This window comes from Acidimicrobiales bacterium (assembly GCA_033344915.1).
In the GTDB taxonomy this organism is placed as follows: domain Bacteria; phylum Actinomycetota; class Acidimicrobiia; order Acidimicrobiales; family Aldehydirespiratoraceae; genus JAJRXC01.
Map to the genome: position 1 here is coordinate 2376704 of JAWPML010000001.1, position 19294 is coordinate 2395997.

Annotated in this window: 18 protein-coding genes; 10 read left to right on the forward strand and 8 right to left on the reverse strand. The window is 71.1% G+C overall.

Annotated features, from left to right (window positions below; all coding sequences use genetic code 11):
• Positions 1-23: 23 nt before the first annotated feature.
• From R8F63_11565 to R8F63_11575, 3 genes are all read right to left on the reverse strand, one after another.
• Positions 24-2789 carry a DNA polymerase Y family protein gene (locus R8F63_11565; protein ID MDW3219238.1) on the reverse strand — a complete coding sequence of 922 codons (2766 nt, stop codon included), beginning with the start codon at positions 2787-2789 and terminating at the stop codon, positions 24-26.
• Positions 2752-3489 (reverse strand): hypothetical protein, encoded by a 738-nt coding sequence (locus R8F63_11570; GenBank protein MDW3219239.1) that lies wholly within the window; start codon positions 3487-3489, stop codon positions 2752-2754. Before R8F63_11570 ends, R8F63_11565 begins: the two co-directional genes overlap by 38 nt.
• A gap of 630 nt (positions 3490-4119) precedes the next feature.
• Positions 4120-4587 (reverse strand): cupin domain-containing protein, encoded by a 468-nt coding sequence (locus R8F63_11575; GenBank protein ID MDW3219240.1) that lies wholly within the window; start codon positions 4585-4587, stop codon positions 4120-4122.
• A gap of 68 nt (positions 4588-4655) precedes the next feature.
• Between R8F63_11575 and R8F63_11580 the strand changes: the two genes are divergently transcribed.
• Complete coding sequence (locus R8F63_11580) at positions 4656-5255, forward strand: TetR/AcrR family transcriptional regulator (GenBank protein ID MDW3219241.1); 600 nt, start codon at positions 4656-4658, stop codon at positions 5253-5255.
• Between the two features lie 340 nt (positions 5256-5595).
• On the opposite strand, the gene R8F63_11585 is transcribed toward R8F63_11580, so the two are convergent.
• The 4 genes from R8F63_11585 to R8F63_11600 form a co-directional block, all read right to left on the reverse strand.
• A complete protein-coding gene (locus tag R8F63_11585; protein ID MDW3219242.1) occupies positions 5596-6018 on the reverse strand; it encodes a hypothetical protein in 423 nt (140 codons plus the stop codon).
• 376 nt (positions 6019-6394) lie between these two features.
• Positions 6395-6754, reverse strand: coding sequence for a VOC family protein (locus R8F63_11590; protein MDW3219243.1), 360 nt, complete (start codon positions 6752-6754; stop codon positions 6395-6397).
• Between the two features lie 13 nt (positions 6755-6767).
• Entirely contained in the window at positions 6768-7355 is a 588-nt protein-coding gene (locus R8F63_11595; GenBank protein MDW3219244.1) for a GNAT family N-acetyltransferase, read from the reverse strand.
• Positions 7355-8518, reverse strand: coding sequence for a serine hydrolase domain-containing protein (locus R8F63_11600; protein MDW3219245.1), 1164 nt, complete (start codon positions 8516-8518; stop codon positions 7355-7357). Before R8F63_11600 ends, R8F63_11595 begins: the two co-directional genes overlap by 1 nt.
• A 63-nt stretch (positions 8519-8581) precedes the next feature.
• On the opposite strand from R8F63_11600, the gene R8F63_11605 reads away from it, so the two are divergent.
• The 9 genes from R8F63_11605 to R8F63_11645 are packed head-to-tail and all read left to right on the forward strand — an operon-like array spanning position 8582 to position 17514.
• A complete protein-coding gene (locus R8F63_11605) occupies positions 8582-9973 on the forward strand; it encodes a hypothetical protein (protein MDW3219246.1) in 1392 nt (463 codons plus the stop codon).
• Between the two features lie 17 nt (positions 9974-9990).
• The gene (locus tag R8F63_11610) at positions 9991-10428 is read left to right on the forward strand and encodes a nuclear transport factor 2 family protein (protein MDW3219247.1); all 438 of its coding nucleotides are present in this window, start codon (positions 9991-9993) and stop codon (positions 10426-10428) included.
• Positions 10425-11168: an NUDIX hydrolase gene (locus tag R8F63_11615; GenBank protein MDW3219248.1), complete on the forward strand. Its 744-nt coding sequence runs from the start codon at positions 10425-10427 to the stop codon at positions 11166-11168. Before R8F63_11610 ends, R8F63_11615 begins: the two co-directional genes overlap by 4 nt.
• Complete coding sequence (locus R8F63_11620; GenBank protein MDW3219249.1) at positions 11165-13483, forward strand: HAD-IC family P-type ATPase; 2319 nt, start codon at positions 11165-11167, stop codon at positions 13481-13483. The genes R8F63_11615 and R8F63_11620 overlap by 4 nt, the downstream gene beginning before the upstream one ends.
• Positions 13484-13504: 21 nt before the next feature.
• Positions 13505-14344, forward strand: a complete 840-nt coding sequence (locus R8F63_11625; protein ID MDW3219250.1) for an SDR family NAD(P)-dependent oxidoreductase — start codon at positions 13505-13507, stop codon at positions 14342-14344.
• Positions 14341-15183, forward strand: coding sequence for an enoyl-CoA hydratase-related protein (locus R8F63_11630; protein ID MDW3219251.1), 843 nt, complete (start codon positions 14341-14343; stop codon positions 15181-15183). Before R8F63_11625 ends, R8F63_11630 begins: the two co-directional genes overlap by 4 nt.
• Positions 15162-15827, forward strand: coding sequence for an SDR family oxidoreductase (locus tag R8F63_11635; GenBank protein MDW3219252.1), 666 nt, complete (start codon positions 15162-15164; stop codon positions 15825-15827). Before R8F63_11630 ends, R8F63_11635 begins: the two co-directional genes overlap by 22 nt.
• Positions 15824-16621: an SDR family oxidoreductase gene (locus R8F63_11640; GenBank protein MDW3219253.1), complete on the forward strand. Its 798-nt coding sequence runs from the start codon at positions 15824-15826 to the stop codon at positions 16619-16621. Before R8F63_11635 ends, R8F63_11640 begins: the two co-directional genes overlap by 4 nt.
• Positions 16618-17514, forward strand: coding sequence for a diacylglycerol kinase family protein (locus tag R8F63_11645; GenBank protein MDW3219254.1), 897 nt, complete (start codon positions 16618-16620; stop codon positions 17512-17514). The genes R8F63_11640 and R8F63_11645 overlap by 4 nt, the downstream gene beginning before the upstream one ends.
• A 6-nt stretch (positions 17515-17520) precedes the next feature.
• Here R8F63_11645 and R8F63_11650 read toward each other — a convergent pair whose 3' ends face one another.
• Positions 17521-19254 (reverse strand): hypothetical protein, encoded by a 1734-nt coding sequence (locus tag R8F63_11650; GenBank protein MDW3219255.1) that lies wholly within the window; start codon positions 19252-19254, stop codon positions 17521-17523.
• Between the last annotated feature and the right edge of the window lie 40 nt (positions 19255-19294).

Genomic DNA, 19294 nt, shown 5'->3' on the forward strand with positions numbered 1-19294 from the left:
AGCCCCCATAATGATTAGCGTAGCTAATCGTCGGCGGAGACCAACACCCGGTGGTAGGCGGCCCGCACGGCGAGGGCCTCGCGGACCTCGGCCGTCATGTCCTCGGCGAACTCCTCGCGGTAGGCGTCGTCGGTCAACACCTGCACCGCGAACTGGAGCCCCGACATCAGCCCGATGAACGCGGACACGACGATGAGTTGGCGGGTGAAGATCAGCTCGCCGCCGAACACGGACCAGGTGCGCAACCAGTCGTCCGCCCGCGTGAGTTCATCCGTCGTCGTCCACTGGGTGAGCGTGTCGGCTCGCACCGTGAACAAGCCGAAGAAGAGATAGAACGCGGTGATGACGAGGGCGACCAGGAAGATCTGGATCGCCTGGGAGACGAAGAGCAGCAGGGCCACGTTCCACTCCGCCGGGCGACCCAGGGCGGGAGCATCCGGCGCGGGTGCGTCGTCGCCCGGCACGCAGCCTTCCATCGGCGTGCCGTCGCAGAACGGCCGCACCTCGGCCCATCGACTGAACCGGGCGAGGTCCACCGTGATGCGCTTGACCGAGAGCATGACGAACGCGCTGCCGATGCCGAGGATGACCACGGCGACCACCAGGAAGTAGGGCCACTCGAAGTCGTTGGCGACCTGCCACATCTCCGCGTTGAGGAAGATGAAGGCGCTGAACAGGAGCAGGATCGGCAGCGACTTCAGGGCGAGGTTGGCGATGTCGTACATCTGTGCCCCCACCTGGCCGAGTGACCAGCGCAGCATGGGGAGGATGCCCCAGGCCGTGATCACGAACCCGACGCCGAGGATCAGGATGTTCGCGCCGAGCAGCCAGAGGATGTTCTCGCCGAGGGCATCCTGGGCACCGATCGCCGTCGGGATCACCGGCAGGATGAGGTAGAGCAGCACCTCGGGAGTGCCAACCGTGTCCGGCAGCATCAACAGGGGGCGACGGCGCAGGCGGTTGACGAGGATGAAGGCGCCGAGCATGAGGGCGACGCCGCCGAGAAAGGCGAGCGCCTGGCCGATCCCCGACCAGCGGTCACCGAAGACCAGGAACAGTTCGAGGAAGACGACCAGCGAGAGAAAGGGGAACATGCGGGTGAGCACGTCCTCGCGGACCGAGTATTCGTCGATCAGGTGCGGGAGGCCCTGACGCACGAACCATCGTTCGGTGCGATCACGCTGGACAGCAGGCGACTCCTCCATCGTCGCAAACCCTAGGTCAGTCCCAGATCGCGGTGACCCACCACTGCCGATGTTCGAGGGTGAGCAGCCGTGCCTCTCCGTCGTCGGCGAGGATCTGGAAGCGGGCCCGGCGCCGGTGCTCGTCGGTGTCCCACCAGCGTTCGTCGACCGGCCAGGGCCCGGCCCACCCGACCACGGCGACCCGGCGCCGGTCGACGACGAGGGTCGTGGGCGGCGCCGACGGGAGCCCCCGACCGGTGACGGTGACCATGCGGTCGTCGGCGTCGAGCAGCTCGGCCGGCGTCGGCGCCGCCGGCACCCGGGTGGGCGACGGGCGGGGCAGGCGGCCGGGCCACGGCGCCTCCTCGTCGTCGGTGAGCAGCTCGCGCCCCGCAGCTCCACGGTGGCCGCCGGCACCAGCACGAGCTGCTCGTCGGCGTGGCGCCCACCACGGTGCTCGGGCACCATCACCGCATCGGCCCCGAGCTGCCCCTGGAGACGGGCGGCGACCCGCGCGGCCCGTTCGTCCACCTCGGTCTCCCCGCCCCAGAACCCGAGCTGGCGACCCTTGGCGGCGACGACCTCGTCGGGGATCAGCGCCACCCGGGCGATGCCGCCGCTCGGACGGGTGGCGGCCGAACCGTGCAGCCAGCCGTCGAGCTGCCAGCGGACCCGGTCGGCGATCGCCGCGGCCGACAGTGATCCCTCGTGGCGCCAGAGCCGCAGGAGCGTCTCGCCGTGTTCGGTCTCGGCTTCGATCGCGATGCGGACGCAGGCGATGCCCTCCCGATCGAGCCGCTGATGGAGATCGTCGGCGAGCGATCTGGCACAGAACGCGACGCGGTCGACCCGGTCGGCCGGCGGGTCGATCTCCATCGTGACCGACCAGTCGACCGGGGGGAGCCGGGCATCGGGCGGACGTTCGTCGAGGCCGGCGGCGAGCCGGTGGGCCTCGCGGCCCTCGTCGCCGAAGCGGGCGAGCACGTCGGTGGCCGGCAGCGCCGCGAACGCGCCCAGCGATCGGAGGCCGAGCCGGAACAGCACATCGGTGAGCTCGGGCCGTTCGAGCACCGAGATGGCCATCGGCGACAGAAAGGCCGGGCTCTCCCCCGCGTCGACGATCCGGGTCGACGCGGCCTCACCCTGGGGCGCGGCCCGGGCCGCGAGGCCGGCGGCGAACGGTCCGTCGGCGATGCCGATGCGCAGGTCGGTGCGTCCGGCGAGGGCGACCGCCATCCGCTCGTGGACGAGGTCGGCCACCGCCGCATCGCCGCCGAAGTAGCGCCCCGGTCCCCGCATCGCGAACGCGCAGGTGCCGGGCCGGGCGACCTCCACCCGCGGGGTGATGTCGTCGAGGGCCGCCAGGATCGGCTCGAACGAGCGGGCCTCACGGGCCTCGTCGCGTTCGAGCACGTCGAGATCGGCGCAGCGCGACTGGGCGACCCGGCGGCGCAGCCCGCGGGCGACGCCGGACCGACGAGCGGCCGGCGAGGCCGCCACGACACGGTTCGCGTGGACGACGGCGACGGGTTCGTCGAGGGGCCGGCCGAGGGCGACGACCGGCCAGTCAGGACACCAGGCGACCAGTGTCCGCACCGCGGTCATGCGGATCCTCCCTCTCGCCGATCACGACCGGTTCGCCTTCGGGGCCGGGCAGGAGCATCGCCGTGGCCCTCGGGCGGGAGAACGCACCACGCCCCTGGGCCTGCACCCGCACGCGGCGGGCCCGCAGGACCCCGTGGCCGACACCGAGGCCCGCCCATTCGTGGTCGACGATCGACAGGCCCACGTCGATTCCTTCCTGGGCGCCGGCGCCGATGCGGATGATCACCGATCCCCGCTCGCGCATGCGGGCGTTGAGCCGCCGCATGTCGGCCGGGCGTACCCGCACCGCCGGACCCACCAGCACGATGTCGACCGAGCCGACGAGGGCGGCAAGAACATTGCCCACGAACGACTTGCCGGTCCGGTCGCCCGACGGATCGACGATCAGCATCCGCTCGAGCGCCACCCCGGCCTCCCGAGCCGCCGCGAGCCCCAGGTCCGGGTCGCCCACGACGGCCACCCACGAACCGGACGCCGACGGCCCGGCCGCCACCGCCAACGCCAGCGCCGTCGCCCCCGTGCCGTCGACCGACACGACGGACCCGCGCTTCAATCCCCCCTCGGGGAACAGCGACGCCAACGCGGCATGGACCGGCAACGTGCGTTCACGGGCCAGGGCGAGCGGCGCCACCCGATCCGCGACGAGGCGCAGTGACGCATGTCGAGGGTCGTCGACGAGGGCGTGCTCCGCAGCTGCCATCGATCCAGTATCGAACACGTGTTCGCTTTCCGCAAGAGGGGAATGCGGCCGGGCTCGACGTGGTTCACTGCCCACATGGAACTCGCCCTCACCGACCGCGCTGCGGCCGTCATCGCCCGCAAGGGCGGCACCGCCGTGGTCGACCTGCTCGAACCCTTCGGTTGAGGAAAGAAGTTCGAGGTATCAGTTGATACCAGGACCAAGGGCCGGCGACTCGACGGCTACACCGTCCGCCGCATCGACGACCACGAGGTCCTGCTCGACCCCGACCTGCTCCGCCTGCCGATCGAGTTGACGATCACCTCAGGCGGTCTCTTCGGCCGCGGCCTCAGCGCCACCGCCGACGGTCTCAACGGCGCCGCCTGCCCCATCGAACTGCTCTGAGGCTGCGAGCCGGTTCGAGCTGGCGTCCCCGCGGGGGACGTATTTGCGTCGCCGATGTGACGCAACCGGTGACTCTCGGACGAGGAGATGCGTCGGTCGTCAGTCTTGGTTGACAACGGCGACGGTTTGTCAAGCGAAACTGACGATCGTCGTTGGCAGACCCTCATCGAACTGCCAATGAGCACGATTAGGTAGCCCTGTACGGGACGGGGACTCACCACGGCCGGAGACGTGCCAAGGGCCTCGTCAGACTCCCGCCTCCAAGGCCGAGAGGGGTGGGCCGTGCAGGGTGAAACCGTGCCGGTCGGCAACTTCGGCGAGCGCCTGCGGATCTGGTGGTCCATCGGCGAACACCTCGGCGATGTCGGCGTACACGATGTGGAATCCGCCGGGCCACTGGTACTGCACGATTTCGGCATGTTCGTCGCCGATCGCCATGAAGGCGTGCACGGCATCGGCGGGGGTGTAGATGAACGAGCCCGCTTTGAGGTCGAAGGTCTCGCCGTCGACGTGGAACCGGACCTCACCGCGGGTCACGACGTCCCATCCGGCCCAGGGGTGGCTGTGCAGCGGGGGGCCGTCGCCGGGCGCCAACCGCTCGACCATGACGTCGGGCATCACTTCGTCGCCCTGGCAGAGGAATGTCATCTGGTCGGTCGGCGACGTCGTGAACGTCAGACCCTCGCCGGGTCGCGTGATGAGGGGTTCGTTCATGTCGTCTCCATCCCGAGGTTGTCGATAACGGTACTGTACCGTACAGTTCCGTGACGTCAAGGGGAGCGATGAACGCAGCCGACCGTCGTTCGCGCTACATCGAGAGTGCGCTTGGCCTGTTCATCGAGCATGGCTACAACGGGATGTCGATGGACGACCTGGTCTCGGCCGTCGGTGGTTCGAAGGCAACCCTCTACCGCTACTTCGGCAGCAAGGAAGATCTCTTCTCCGCGATCGTCGACGAACTCCAGACTGTTCTCGGAGGTGCACCACCCGCCCAGGACGTCGGCGACCTCGCCCTCGCTGACGGACTCCGGATCCTGGGACGTGCCACCGCCGACGCCGCCCTGAGCGAGCGCGCCATCGTGCTACTGCGACTCGCTGTCGGTGAGCAGAACCGATTTCCCGAGCTCGCACGCCTGCTGTTCGACCTCGCCCCTCAGCGGAGCTACGAGAGGTTCGTGGCGTTCCTCGAACTCAAGCGTGAGCGAGGCGAGGTCGACTTCGAGGACGCCCAGATCGCCGCCGAGCACTTCCTCGCCGGACTGGTTGGGCACCAGCAGCTCCGCATGCTCCTCGTTGGAGACAAACCGAGCCCAGCCGCCGTAGACCGCCGGGTCGACGCCGCAGTCCGGATGTTCCTCCGGACCTACGCAACGAGACAGTGACCGGCGAAACGGCGCAGCATGCCCCATCGAGCCGGCTCTGAGGCTTCGCGCCGGTTCGAGTTGGCGTCCCCGCGGGGACGTGTTTGTGTCGCCGATGCGACACAACCGGCGACTCTCGGACGAGGCGGTGGGTCGGTCGCGAGAGAAACCCTGCATCGTCCTGCTCGTCGTCCTCTGTCGCGACGCAACCGCGGGCTGCGAGCCGCGGGTCTGGGACGGCCCTCGTTGGCAGACACCATTTGATCTCCGCGAAGTCTCGGGTTGATACCAGGACCAAGGGCCGAGAGGCCTCAACGGAGCCGCCTGCGCGATCGAACTGCTCTGAGGTGGTCAGCAGGAATCAGCCTTGCGCTGATCTCCCGAGACGAGCCAGCCGCACCACTTCGTCAGAATCAAGGAGCGTCACCCACAGATCTTCGCCGGCGACCTGGATCCTCTGATCACCGGTACGGCGAGGAGGCGGCGTAATCGCATCCCTTGGCAACCGGACCAGCACCGCGTTGGGCGCCGGTCTCAGTCGCCTGTCCAGCTCGACCTTCACGACGTTTCTGTCGGTCAGACCAACAGCAAGCCGGCGACGCCACCGATTCACGCCACCGGTCGCCGTCAGCACGCCGAACAAGCCGACGAGAGGTCCCAACAACACGAGCCACGCCTCCGCGCCGGGCCGCGGTCCCCGAATCGCGACAAACGTCCCCAGCAGACTCTCGCCCTTCTCGAGCAGTGTCTCGACTTCCCGAGCGAGAGCATCGGACTGCGCCATCAACAAACGGTAGGCGGTCCACTCCAGGGCGTGTGTACGTGGCTGCACGGCTGAGGACCAAACGCCGTTTCGAGCCGCGGCCTCAGCGCCGCCGACGACGGTCTCACGGCGCCGCCTGCCCCATCGAACTGCTCTGAGGCTGCGAGCCGGTTCGAGCTGGCGTCTCCGCGGGGACGTATTTGCGTCGCCGATGTGACGCAACCGGTGATTCTCGGACGAGGAGATGCGTCGGTCGTCAGTTTTGGTTGACAACGGCGACGGCCTGTCAAGCAAAACTGACGAGCGCCGATCGCACGGACAACGCCTCGTCCTGCTCGTCGCTCTGTCATCTGACATCGACCGTAGGCGGCGGCGTGCCCGCGGGGACGCCCGTCGGTCACGACTCCTGGCTGAGGGATCGCAGCACGCAGAACTCGTTGCCCTCGGGATCGGCAAGCACCACCCAGGACTGGTCACCCGGCCGGACATCAGCACGCACCGCGCCGAGCCGTTCGAGCCGCTCGACTTCGGCGTCCTGATCGTCCGGCCTGAAGTCGAGATGCAGCCGACTCTTCGCCATCTCGAGCTCGTCGACGGCCACGAAGAGCAGCCCGGGCATCCGGTCGGGTGACGGCCGAATCTCGAACTCGCCGGGGCCTTCGTCCACGACCACCCACCCGAGCGCCTCGCACCACCAGCGGCCGAGCGCGGCCGGATCGCGGGCGTTCACGATCGTCTGCTCCCACGTCAGAGTCATACGGTCACCGGAGTCATGCGGTCACCGGACGCAGGTCGCGCCGCATGAGCACCCGGGGGAAGCCGTTGAGCACCGACGTGGTGTCGGCCGCCTTCACGAACCCGGCCTTCTCGAACGTGGCCATCGTCCCCACATACGCCATCGTCGTGTCGATCGTGGCGCCCCGGTTGTCGAGCGGGTAGCCCTCGATCGCGGCGGCGCCGTACGACCGGGCGAACTCGACGGCGCCGGCGAGCAGGTGGTGGGAGATGCCCTCCTTGCGGTGACCCGGCCGCACCCGCATGCACCACACCGACCACACGTCGAGGTCGTCGACATGGGGGATCTTGCGGTTGCGGGCGAAGCTCGTGTCGGCCCGCGGGTGCACGGCGGCCCAACCGACGACCTCGTCGCCGTCGTAGGCGAGCACGCCGGGCGGCGGATCCTGGGCGACGAGCAGCTTCACCCGTTCACCCCGGGCCGGGCCGACCAGTTCCCGATTCTCCTTCGACGACCGGAGGCGGTAGCTCAGACACCAGCACACGCTCGCATCGGGGCGCTTGGGCCCGACGATCGCCTCGACGTCCTCGAAGACGGTCGCCGGCCGTACCTCGATCGCCATCAGGCTCCGGCGCCGCCCATGAGCGCGCCGTAGGCGGACAACACGACCTGACCGCCCCGCAGGTCACCGAGCAGGTCGGCCTCCATATGGTTCATCACGTAGGTGGCGGTGAGCTCGTTCTCGAGATCGATGACAGCGATCGAACCGCCCCACCCGCCCCAGTAGAAGCAGCGTTCGTTGGGCATCGGCATGGCGTCGGTGCCGAGGCCGAAGCCCAGGCCGTGGCGCAACGGCGTCATCATCACCAGATCCGTCCGATCGGTCTGGACCTCGAGGATCGACTCGACCGTCTCGGGTGACATCAGGCTCACCCCGTCCACCGTGCCGCCGCAGGCCAACGCCGAGTGGACCCGGCCGACAGATCGGGCGTTGCCGAACCCGCCGGCGGCGCCGATCTCGGCGGCCCGCCACTCGCGGGTGCGGGGTTCGGTGGCGTCGATCGAGCAGCTGGCGAACGCCCGGGCCGCGACCGAGTCCGCCGCGACGGCGCCCATCGAACCCGCCAGCGACGACATGTCGGGTGGCACGAGCTCACCACACCGATGGTCGTGCTCGGGTCCGAACCCGATGTGGAAGTCCGCCCCCAACGGCTCGGCGACCTCCTCACGGAAGAACGTGCCGAGCGACCGTCCGTCGACGCGGCGGACGAGTTCGCCGAGCAGATAGCCCTGCGAGACGAGGTGGTAGGCCGACGCGGTGCCGGGCTCGAACCACGGCTCCATCGCGGCGAGGATCTCGACACAGCGGTCCCAGTCGTAGAGCGTCGACGCGTCGATCGCCGGGTCCCACCCGGGCACGCCGGCCTGATGGCTCATGCAGTGGGCGACGGTGACGTTCTCCTTGCCGTTCGCCGCGAACTCGGGCCAGTAGGTGGCGACGGTCGCCTGCGGGTCGAGGAGCCCCCGGTCGATGCACATCAGGACGCACGTGGCCGTCATCGTCTTGGTCGTCGAGTAGACGTTGACGATCGTGTCGTCGACCCATGGCGTGCCGTCGGGCGCACGGTCACCGGCCCAGATGTCGACGACGGGACGTCCGTGGTGGGTGATGCACGCGGACGCCCCCAGTTCGGTCGCGTTCGTGAAGTTCGCGGCGAACGCCGTCGCCACGGGCTCCCAACCCGGCTCGATCGTGCCGCTGATCTCCAACCCGTCGATGTTCATGGTGCTCCGTTCCCCGATCTGCCCGAGGACCGTACCGCGGACCTCCCCGGTACGTTGAAGCCCATGCCGCTGCGCCGTGTCGCCCTGCTCCTCGCGGTCGTCGCCACCGCGTGCGCACCGGGACCGGACCTGAACGCCGACGCCGACGATCCCGACGAGCCGACGGCCACCACCACGACGCTCCCGAGCGAGTCGACGACGACCACCGTCGCGCCCGACGAGCCGACCCTGCCGACCCTCCCCGAGATCGAACCGGGACCCGTCGACGACGCCCCCGCCGGCCCCGTCGACCCGATCGACGGCCGCGCCGTGTTGCAGAACCGGGTGGTCACCATCCGCGCCGGCGAGGAGGTGATCGAGGTCCCGACCACCGGGCTGCCCACCCAGCCGACCTGGTCGCGCGACGGCGAACGCCTCGTGTTCCTCACCAACCGCAACGGCGCATCGTCGGTGGTCGTGACCGACCCGGACGGCACCGTGATCGCCGATCAGGCGGCGACCCGGCCGTACTTCTTCTTCTCCTGGAGCCATGACGGCACCCGGATCGCCGCCCTCGGACCCGGCGACGAGCGCACCACGCTCGACGTCCTCGACGCCGACGGCGCGGTGCTCCAGACCGACGTGGCCGACGCCCAGTCGCTGTGGATCGCGTGGGATCCACAGTCGCTGCGCCTCGCGGCCCACGCCGACGAGCGACTGCTGCGCGTCGACGCCGACGGCACCGCGACGGACCTGGGCGAGGTGGGCCTCCAGTTCTTCGCCCCGAAGTGGATCCCGGGACGCGACGAGATCCTGCTCGTCGTCGACATCGAAGGAACCGAGACGCTCGTCCGCCGGGGGCTCGACGGCGGCGACACGCTCGTCGCCCTCGGATCCGTCGAGACCGAGACGAGCATCGTCGTCAACCCCGACGGCCGCACCGCCGCACTCACGATCCTCTTCGATGTGGAAGGCGGCGGCGGTGGCGTGGGCGAGCGGACCGCCCTCGGCCCGCCGCTCGCCCAGGAGACCCCTGCCCGTTCCGGCCGCGTCGACATCATCGACCTGGACACGGGCGAGCGGGTGCCCGTCTTCACCGGCCACGCCCTCTGGGTCGAGTGGAACCCGATGGGCGACCGATTGCTCGTGGGTACCGCCGACATCGCCGAGGGAACCGGGGCGTGGTGGGTCTACGAACACGACGATCCGTTCGCGGACGCGGCCGCGGAGATCGAACCGACCGTCACGCTCGCCGTCGCGTCCTACGTGCCCACCCGCGTCTTCCTCGCGAGCTATCTGGTGTTCGCCGACCAGTTCGTCGAACAGCCCCGCCTGTGGGCCCCGACCGGCGACCGGTTCATCTACACGACGGACACGACCGACGGCGGATGGGCGATGGCGGCCGCCCTCGACGATCTCGGCCGACCGGACAAGATCGGGCCGGCCGCGGTCGCGTTCTGGAGTCCGGTCGGGTGAACCCGTAGCCTGCCCCCGTGGAACTGCACGAAGTTGCCGACCGGCTCGAGATCACGGCCCTGCTCACCCGCTACGCCAAGGCGGTGGACCGCAAGGACTGGAACCTCTACCGCGAGGTGTTCACCCCCGACGCCAGCATCGACTACACGTCCGCCGGTGGCATCACGGGCGACACGGAGACGCAGGCCGCCTGGCTCGCCGAGGCGCTCGCCCAGTTCCCCGCGACCCAGCACATGATCGCCAATGTCGACATCGACTTCGGCGACGACGACACGGCGACCGTCGAGGCGGTCTTCCACAACCCGATGGTCATGCCGGACAAGTCCGCCTGGGTCACCGGCGGCTGGTACCACCACGAGATGATCCGCACGCCCGACGGCTGGCGGAGCCGCAAGCTCGTCGAGGAGTCGGCGTACTTCTCCGGGATGCCGACCGACCTGGATCGACCGGAGTGAGCGCCGAAGACCGCGTCGCCCGTGACAAGGCCCGCTTCGACGAGTGGGCCCGCCATGCCGCGACCAGCGGCGAGACCCCGGCCATCGACGCGGCCACGGTCGTGGTCCTGCGCGACGGCGACGACGGGCTCGAGACCCTCATGCTGCGCCGCAACTCGAAGATCGCGTTCGGCGGCATGTGGGTCTTCCCCGGCGGCCGGGTCGACCCGGACGACTGGCGGGGCGGCGACGATCCCCTTGCCGCGGCCCGCGCCGCTGCCGTGCGCGAGGCGCAGGAGGAGGCGGCGCTCGCGATCGCCGAACCGGACCTCGTCCTCTTCGCCCACTGGATTCCCCCGCCGATCGCCCCGAAGCGCTACGCCACCTGGTTCTTCGCCGCGGGCGTGGACGACCACGTCCACACCATCGACGACGGCGAGATCATCGACAGCGACTGGATGACACCGGCCACCTGCCTCGGCCGTCACCACGAGGGCGAGGTCGAGCTCGCCCCGCCCACCTGGGTCACGCTCCACAGCATCCGCCAACAGCGCTCGGTCGACACCGCCCTCGACCTCCTGCGGCACCGACCGCCCCGCCACCACGCGACGCGGATCGTCCCGACGGACAACGGCCCGATCGCGATGTGGGACGGTGACGCGGGCTACGAAACCATCGACCACACGATCGTCGGGCCCCGCCACCGGCTCGAGATGTTCCACGACGGCTATCGATACGACGATTCGGGGATCGTCGAGTGACCGACGCCCTCACCGGTCTGACGACGGCCGAGGTCGATGAGCGGGTCGCGGCCGGACGGGTCAACAACGTGCCCGACGCGCCGGTCCGCACGTTCCCCGAGATCGTGCGGGCCAACGTGCTCACGCCGGTCAACGGGATCATCGGCACCCTGTTCGTCCTGATCCTCGTGGCCGGCTTTCCCGCCGATGCCCTCTTCGCCGGCGTCGTCGTGTCCAACAGCGTCATCGGCATCGCCCAGGAGGTGCAGGCCCGGCGCACCCTCAACGCCCTCGCCGTGCTGTCAGCACCCCGCGCCCGGGTGCGCCGCAACGGCGACGCCGAGGAGATCGGGGTGAGCGGCGTCGTCGAGGACGACCTGCTCGAACTCGAACCGGGCGACCAGATCGTGGTGGACGGCGTGATCGCCGCCGCCCACGGGCTCGAGGTCGACGAATCGCTGCTGACCGGCGAAGCCGACCCGGTGGACAAGGCCATCGGCGACGAGGTGCTCTCCGGCTCCTTCGTCTCGGCCGGCTCCGGCGCCTACCGGGCGACGAGTGTCGGCGCGGACTCCTACGCCGCGAAGCTCGCGGACGAAGCGCGGCGCTTCGAGCTGGCCGGCAGCGAGCTGCGCCGCGGCGTCAACACCATCCTGCGCTGGCTCCAGATCATCATCCCGCCCGCCGCCGCGCTCCTCCTGCTTCGCCAGCTCGACACCGAGGACCGTTGGCAGGAGGCCCTCCAGGCCACCGTCGCTGCCGCGGTGGCGATGGTGCCCGACGGCCTCGTGCTGCTCACCAGCCTCAGCTTCATCACCGGCGTGATCGCGCTGGCCCGTCGCAAGGCGCTCGCCAAGGAACTGGCGTCGGTCGAGCTCCTGGCGCGGGTCGACACCCTTTGTCTCGACAAGACCGGCACGATCACCACCGGCGAGATCTCGCTCGGCCGGGTCGAGCCGCTCGGGGACTTCACGGCCGAGGACGCCGCCGCCGCGCTCGGCGCGCTCGGCGCCGCGGATCCCACGCCCAACGCCACCCTCGCCGCGATCGTCGGCGGCCACGCCGATCCCGGATGGTCGGCTCGCGAGAGCCTGCCGTTCTCGTCGGCTCGCAAGTGGGCCGGGGCCGAGTTCGCCGAGCAGGGTGTCTACTACCTCGGCGCACCGGACATCCTCTTCGACGACGACGACATCGACGCCCGGGCCCGCGCCGACGCGGCTTCGGCCGCCGGCACCCGGGTGCTGCTCGTCACCCGCGCCGACGGCTCGTGGCTCGGCGAGGAGCTGCCGGAGCAGCGCCATCCGGTCGCCCTCGTGCATCTGGAGGACACCGTGCGGGAGGACGCGCCCGAGATCCTGGCCTTCTTCCGCGACCAGGGCGTCGACCTGAAAGTGATCTCCGGCGACAACGCAGCCACCGTCGCCGCTGTCGCCCAGCGGGCCGGCATCCACGGCGCCGACCGCTTCGTCGATGCTCGCTCCCTGCCCGCCGACGGCGAGGGACTCGGCGACGCGCTGGAGTCGACCACCGTGTTCGGCCGGGTGACGCCCCACCAGAAGCGGGCGATGGTCCACGCTCTCCAGGCCCGCGGCCGCACCGTCGCGATGACGGGGGACGGCGTGAACGACGTCCTCGCGTTGAAGGACGCCGACATGGGCATCGCGATGGGCGCGGGCTCCTCGTCCACCCGCGCCGTCGCCCAGCTCGTGCTGCTCGACAACAAGTTCGCCACGCTGCCGCGGGTGCTCGCCGAGGGTCGGCGGGTCATCAACAACATCGAGCGGGTCGCCAACCTCTTCATCACGAAGGCCGCCTATGCGGTACTGCTCACCGCGCTGGTGGGCATCGCCGGTTCCCCGTTCCCGTTCCTGCCGCGCCAGCTCACCCTCATCGGCACGTTCTCGATCGGCGTCCCCGGCTTCTTCCTGGCCCTCGCCCCCAACCACTCCCTCGTGCGACCCGGGTTCCTCACCCGCGTGCTGCGGTTCTCGATCCCCGCGGGGATCGTCGCGGGCGGCGTCACCTACGGGCTCTACGAGATCGTGCGGCGACGCGAGGGGGTCGACCTCGCCGAGGCCCGGACTGCGGCCACCGCCACGCTGCTGCTGCTCGGCCTCGTGATCCTCGTGATGATCAGCCGGCCGCTGAAGCCGTGGAAGCTCGGGCTCGCGGCAGCCATGGCTGCGTGCTACATGCTGGTGATGATCTGGCCCTTCGCCCGCGACTACTTCGAGCTCGACCTCCCCGAGGCGGGGGCGCTCGGACTCGTGGCCGCCGCCGGCGTCATCGGTGGCGCCGGCATCGTGGCCACCACGCGGTTGTTCTCCCCCGACTGACGCGGCGTAGGGTCAGCGATCATGACCGCCCGACTCGCCGGCCGCCGCGCCATCGTGACCGGGGCGAGCCGGGGCATCGGCGCCGGTATCGCCGAACGGCTCGCGGCCGAGGGCGCGGCGCTGACGCTCGTCGCCCGAACCCTGGACCGGCATCCCACGCTGCCCGGTTCGCTGAACGAGACGGCCGAGCGCTGCCGCGCCCTCGGCGCGGCCGTCACGACGATCGTCGCCGACCTCAGCGACGAGGACGCCCGCGCCCGCGTGATCCCCGATGCCGCCGACGCGATGGGGGGACCCGTCGACGTGCTCGTGAACAACGCGGCGGCCGCGATCTACCAGCCGCTCCACACCTACCCGCTGAAGCGGCGCCGCCTCATGGTGGAGATGAACGTCCACGCCCCGCTCGACCTCGCCCAGGCCGCCCTGCCGGCGATGGCCGAAGCCGGCGAGGGGTGGATCGTCAACCTCTCGAGCGGCTCGGTCGCCCCTCCTCCCGGCCCGCCCTACGACCTGGGCGGCGTGCGGGGCACGTTCGGCTTCTACGCCGCGACCAAGGCGATGCTCAACCGGCTCACGCAGGCGATGGCCGCCGAATGGCACGACCGCGGCGTGCGGGTGAACACGGTCGAGCCGCGCGCGGCCGTGCTGTCCGCGGGGGCCGACGAGCTCGTCGGCCACCAGCTCGCCGAGGACCAGATCGAGTCGATGGAGGCCATGTGCGAGGCCGTGCTGTGGCTGTGCGACTGCCGGGCCGACCACACCGGCCAGGTCGAGGTCAGCCTCGACCTGCTGACCCGTGAATCCGTGACGCCGATGAACCTCCAGGGCACGGCACCGCACCCCGGAGGCTTCCGTCGATGACCGACGTCTCCGGCCTCGACGCCGAGTTCGAGGACCTGCGGGTCGAGGTCGACGGTCAGGTCGCGATCCTCACGCTCGACCGGCCCGACTCGATGAACGCGTTCTCCGGTGCGATGGGGCGAAGCCTGACCGCGGCCCTACGCGCCGCCGACCGCGACGACGCGATCCGCGTCGTCGTGATCACGGGCGCGGGACGGGCCTTCTGTGCCGGCGCGGACTTCTCCGGCGGGTCCGCCGTGTTCGGGGCACCGACGAAGGAGACGTTCTCGTCGGATCCGCTCGACGACTTCCACCCCTGGGACGTGCGCAAGCCGGTGATCGCCGCCGTCAACGGCCACGCGGTCGGACTCGGGATGACGATGACCCTCCAGTGCGACATCCGCATCGTCGCGGCCGAAGCGAAGCTGGGGATCGTCCAGGTCCGGCGGGGCATCCTGCCCGACCTCCACTCCCACTGGACCCTCCCCCGGCTCGTGGGGCACGCCCGCGCCGCCGAGATCCTGCTCACCGGACGGATGTTCCGCGGCACGGACGCGGGCGACTGGGGAATCGCCACCGAAGTGCTCCCCGCCGAGGACGTGCTGCCCCGCGCGCTCGAGCTCGCCCACGAGCTCGCGACCCACACCGCACCGATCTCGGTCGCCGCCTCGAAGCGGCTGCTCTGGATGTCGAGCCCCGGGCCCGAACGGATCAACGAACTGGAGCGCGACATCCATCTGCACCTGATGGGCACGTCCGACTCCCGCGAGGGTGTGACGGCCTTCATGGAGAAGCGCGATCCCGAGTGGTCCCTGACGCTGAGCGAGGATTGGCCCGAATGGCTCGACGAACTGCCCTGATCGTCGGCGCGGGCGACCCCGCGACGTCGGTGGCCGCCGGCCTCACCGCGCTCGACTGGACCGTCCATCACCTCGACGACGACTCGCTCCCGTGGACGGACGCGACGGTTGCCGGCGAGGTCGGCGACGACCCGCTCGACCTGGTCGTCCACGCGCGCTATCCGGCCGCGAGCCGTCGCCGGGCCGAGCTCACCACCCTGTCCGCCGAGGACTGGCACGCCGCGGCCGACGAGCCGCTCGAAGCCGCCATCCGTCTCGCCCGCGGCGCCCACGGCCCGCTGGCCGCCGCGTCGGGCACGCTCGTTTTCCTGGTGCCGCTGATGGCGTCGGCCGGCGGGGAGGGATTCGCCCCGTTCGCCACCGCGGCGGAGGGCGCCCGGTTGTTGGCGAAGTCGCTCGCCAAGACGTGGGGCGACGACCGCATCCGGGTTCATGCCCTCACCCTCGACCCGGCCGCGTTCCTCGATCCGGCCGACGCGGCCGGCATGGCCGAGGCCAATGCGCTGCACGATCCACCCCTGGGGCGCGTGCCCGATCTGCACGACGACGTCGCACCCGTCATCGACGTCCTCACCCGGGGCGAGACGGCGGCCCTGACCGGCGCCTCGCTCGTGGTCGACGGCGGACTCTGGATGCCCGGATGAGCGAGACCCCCACACCCCGCACCGCCGACCTCGGCGGACTCCTCACCGGCCGCGTCGCGATCGTGACCGGGGCCGGCCAGGGGGTCGGCCAGGGCATCGCCGAAGCGCTCGCCGCCGCCGGCGCCGCGGTCGTCATCGCCGCTCGACGCACGGAGACGGGCGAGCCCGTGGCCGCCGGCATCCGCGACCGCGGCGGCGACGCAATCTGTGTGCGCTGCGACGTGGGCGTCGGGGCCGACGTCGAGGACGCAGTCGCCGCCACCGTCGAGCGCTACGGCCGGCTCGACATCATGGTCCACAACGCCGTGTCGCCCCCCGGCCCACCCCGCCCGCTCGAGGAGATCGACGACGACACGATCGCGGCCCAGATCGCGACGACGACCACCGCGAGCTTCCATTGCGCCCGCGCCGCGTTCCCCCACCTCGCCGTCGACGACGGCACCCTGATCCTGCTGACCAGCCCGGCCGGCATCGAGGGCAGCGGCCATCTTCCGCTCTACGGCTGCGTGAAGGGCGCCCAGCGGGGGCTGCTCAAGAGCCTGGCTCGCGAGTGGGGCCCGTCCGGCGTGCGGGTCAACGCGATCGCGCCGGTGGCGTGGACCCCCGCGATGGACGTCGCGACCGCGGCGAACCCCACCCTCGAAGCGCGCCTCCGGGGCCGAACCCCCTTGCAGCGCATCGGTGAGCCCGCGGCCGACATCGGGCCGGTCGCCGTGTTCCTGGCGTCGCCGATGGCCCGACACATGACCGGTCAGACACTGGCCGTCGACGGCGGCCGCTACCTCGGGCTGTGAGCGAGACCGTCCACCTCCTCGTGAGTCCCGACGCCGGCCGGGGGCGGGCGGGTGGCGCTCGCGAGACGGTCCTGCGCGAGCTGGCGGCGGCCGACGTCGAGGTGATCGACATCACCGGCGCGGACGCCGACGGCAGCCGCGCCGCGGCAGCCGACGTGGTGGCCGCGGGCGCGACCCGGGTCGTGGTGGTCGGCGGCGACGGCCTCGTGCATCTCGCCGTGCAGGCGGTTGCGACCAGCGACACCGCCCTGGGCGTGGTCCCGGTCGGCACGGGCAACGACTTCGCCCGCGGCGTCGACGGGGTCGGCGACGACGACCTCCGCGCCTCGGTCCGGGCCGCGCTCGGGCCGCCCGGGCCGATCGACGCCATCCGGACCGATCACGGGTGGGTCGCCTCCGTCGCCACCGCCGGCTTCTCCGGCGACGTCAACGGCCGCGCGAACCGGCTGCGGTTCCCACGGGGGCCGTCGCGCTACACCGTGGCCACGGTCGCCGAACTCCCCGGGCTGCGCACCCACGAGATCACGGTCACGGTCGACGGCGAGACGTTCACCACGCCGGCGGCGCTGCTCGCGGTCGCCAACACCGGCTGGTTCGGCGGCGGTATGCACATCTGCCCGGACGCGGACCCTGCGGACGGCCTGCTCGAGATGACCGTCGTCGCCGACGTCGGGCGGCTCGAGCTCCTGCGGTTCTTCCGCCTCGTGTTCAGCGGCCGCCACCTGGAACACCCGAAGGTCCACACGCACCGGGGCCGAGAGATCCGCGTCGACGCCGGGGATCTCGCGTTCTGGGGCGACGGCGAACCGCTCGGACGGGCGCCGACGACCATGACCGCCGAGCCCGGCGCCCTGCTCCTCGCGGGCGCCGTCGGACAGCCGCGCGACGACTGACGCGGGTCAGCCCGGCCACTCGGCCCGGCTGAGCCCCTCCGACTCGTTCATCCACACCACGGCGGTCGCCGCGCCGAGGAGCTGGCGACGCTCGTTCAGACCGAGCCCGCCGAAACGGGCGGCCGCCGCCCGCACCCGGTCCTGATCGATCACATCGAACGCGGGCGAGTACGGATTCTCGTCGAGGATCTCCGTCACCGCGCTGCCCCAGTCGTCGCCCCGATGGCTGAAGAGCTCACCACCGACGGGCGCGCCGACCGGCGGTGTCGCTTCGACACGAGGCACCGGCCGGACGTTCCAGTGGCCCTTGGTGAGCGGGTGGTCGAGCAGGTCGTGCGACACGGCGCTGATGATCGGCACGTGGATCGGCTCGGTCGAGCGGAACGCCCGGCCCCTCGACCACGCGTAGCGGACGCCGGTGTGGGGGATCGCGGCATAGACCCGGGGCGGGCCGGCGAGGGGACGGGGCGAGATCCATCGATTGCGGTTGCACGCCTCGTACAACTCGTGGAGTTCGGACACGTCATCGGTGAAGTCGAGACCGGCGACGAAACGCTCGCGATCCTCCTCTTCGAACTGGCGGGCCAGGTCGGGCACGACGAAGTCGCCCCGCCCGAACGGGTTCCAGGCGAACCGAGCCAGAGCCTCGTCCAGATCGCCCGGATCGTCGTCGGCGATCGGGGCGCCTCGCATGATCTCGCCGGCGTGCGACGCGATCGCGAGGCGGCGGTCAGGGCTCGCATGGCTCGTGTCGAACGCGCTGCTCAGACCATCGGTGCGCTCGGCCTGGGCCCGGATCCGATCGACCAGACCGAGCGAGCGCGGTTCGAGCGGCGGCAGCGTCGCCGCCAGGTCGAAGCGCCCGACGATTCCCGCGGCGATGCGGGTGTCGGCGTTCTCGACGAGCCCACGGGTGATGACGTTGACGTCCGCAAGGAGACCCGCACCCATCGTCACGGCGAGGAGCAGGCGGGTGTCCTTGCCGCCGGTCAGGTCGAGGACCGGCGGTTCCGGAGCCGAATCGATGGCGAATCGGACGGCGGCGACCATCTCCTCGGTGGTTTCCCGCAACGTGGGTTCACGCCCCGGCACCGCGGCGAGGTAGTGCCGCTCCGGTGCTTCGACCCGCGCCCCGTCGGGCGGGAAGTGCACGGTGTGGCCCTGCGGGAGGAAGGCGACGTCGCAGAACCCCGTACGGGTGCCGATCGGGATGCCGGCCCACGCCACGAACGCAGCCAGCTCGGGATCACGACGCTCGGGTGTGCCGCGGTGAGCGGCCAGCACCTCGGCGACGGCGCGGCTGCGGTTGCCGACGACGGTGAGCGAGCCGGCCGACGCGATGTACAACGCCTCGAACGCGAACGGGTCGGCGATCGCGAACCCGTCGGCGGCGCCGAGCGACGCGATCGTGTAGTGGCCGGCAAGCTCCGTCGCCGCGTCGGTACCCGTGATCGTGGTGGCGATCTCGTCCACGACGACGCGACCCGAGGCCCAGCGACCGAGCCGGGGTCGCGGTCGGCCGGAACAGACGACCATCCGCTCCGGCGTCGCCCGTGCCGGCGGCGGCTCGCCGGCGGGGGCCCAGGACGTGAGACGCCGGCTTCCGTCCGGACTCGACCAGCACACCGGCGAGGCGGGCGGGTACGGCAGCCAGGACGGATCACGCCGGGCGAAGAGACGTTGAACCTCGCTCCGGAGCGGCACGCCGCCCGCGGCGACCGCCGCGACCCAGATCGACACGATCAGCCCGGACTGGACCGGAGGAACGCGCGGTGGCGTG

What these genes read in the sequence shown, in the direction of transcription:
- R8F63_11565 (MDW3219238.1), bottom strand. Translation starts at nt 2,789, where the DNA reads ATGACCGCGGTGCGGACACTGGTCGCCTGGTGTCCTGACTGGCCGGTC.
- R8F63_11595 (MDW3219244.1), bottom strand. Translation starts at nt 7,355, where the DNA reads ATGGCGATCGAGGTACGGCCGGCGACCGTCTTCGAGGACGTCGAGGCG.
- R8F63_11640 (MDW3219253.1), top strand. Translation starts at nt 15,824, where the DNA reads ATGAGCGAGACCCCCACACCCCGCACCGCCGACCTCGGCGGACTCCTC.
- R8F63_11575 (MDW3219240.1), bottom strand. Translation starts at nt 4,587, where the DNA reads ATGAACGAACCCCTCATCACGCGACCCGGCGAGGGTCTGACGTTCACG.
- R8F63_11590 (MDW3219243.1), bottom strand. Translation starts at nt 6,754, where the DNA reads ATGACTCTGACGTGGGAGCAGACGATCGTGAACGCCCGCGATCCGGCC.
- R8F63_11630 (MDW3219251.1), top strand. Translation starts at nt 14,341, where the DNA reads ATGACCGACGTCTCCGGCCTCGACGCCGAGTTCGAGGACCTGCGGGTC.
- R8F63_11635 (MDW3219252.1), top strand. Translation starts at nt 15,162, where the DNA reads ATGGCTCGACGAACTGCCCTGATCGTCGGCGCGGGCGACCCCGCGACG.
- R8F63_11625 (MDW3219250.1), top strand. Translation starts at nt 13,505, where the DNA reads ATGACCGCCCGACTCGCCGGCCGCCGCGCCATCGTGACCGGGGCGAGC.
- R8F63_11570 (MDW3219239.1), bottom strand. Translation starts at nt 3,489, where the DNA reads ATGGCAGCTGCGGAGCACGCCCTCGTCGACGACCCTCGACATGCGTCA.
- R8F63_11580 (MDW3219241.1), top strand. Translation starts at nt 4,656, where the DNA reads ATGAACGCAGCCGACCGTCGTTCGCGCTACATCGAGAGTGCGCTTGGC.
- R8F63_11605 (MDW3219246.1), top strand. Translation starts at nt 8,582, where the DNA reads ATGCCGCTGCGCCGTGTCGCCCTGCTCCTCGCGGTCGTCGCCACCGCG.
- R8F63_11600 (MDW3219245.1), bottom strand. Translation starts at nt 8,518, where the DNA reads ATGAACATCGACGGGTTGGAGATCAGCGGCACGATCGAGCCGGGTTGG.
- R8F63_11585 (MDW3219242.1), bottom strand. Translation starts at nt 6,018, where the DNA reads ATGGCGCAGTCCGATGCTCTCGCTCGGGAAGTCGAGACACTGCTCGAG.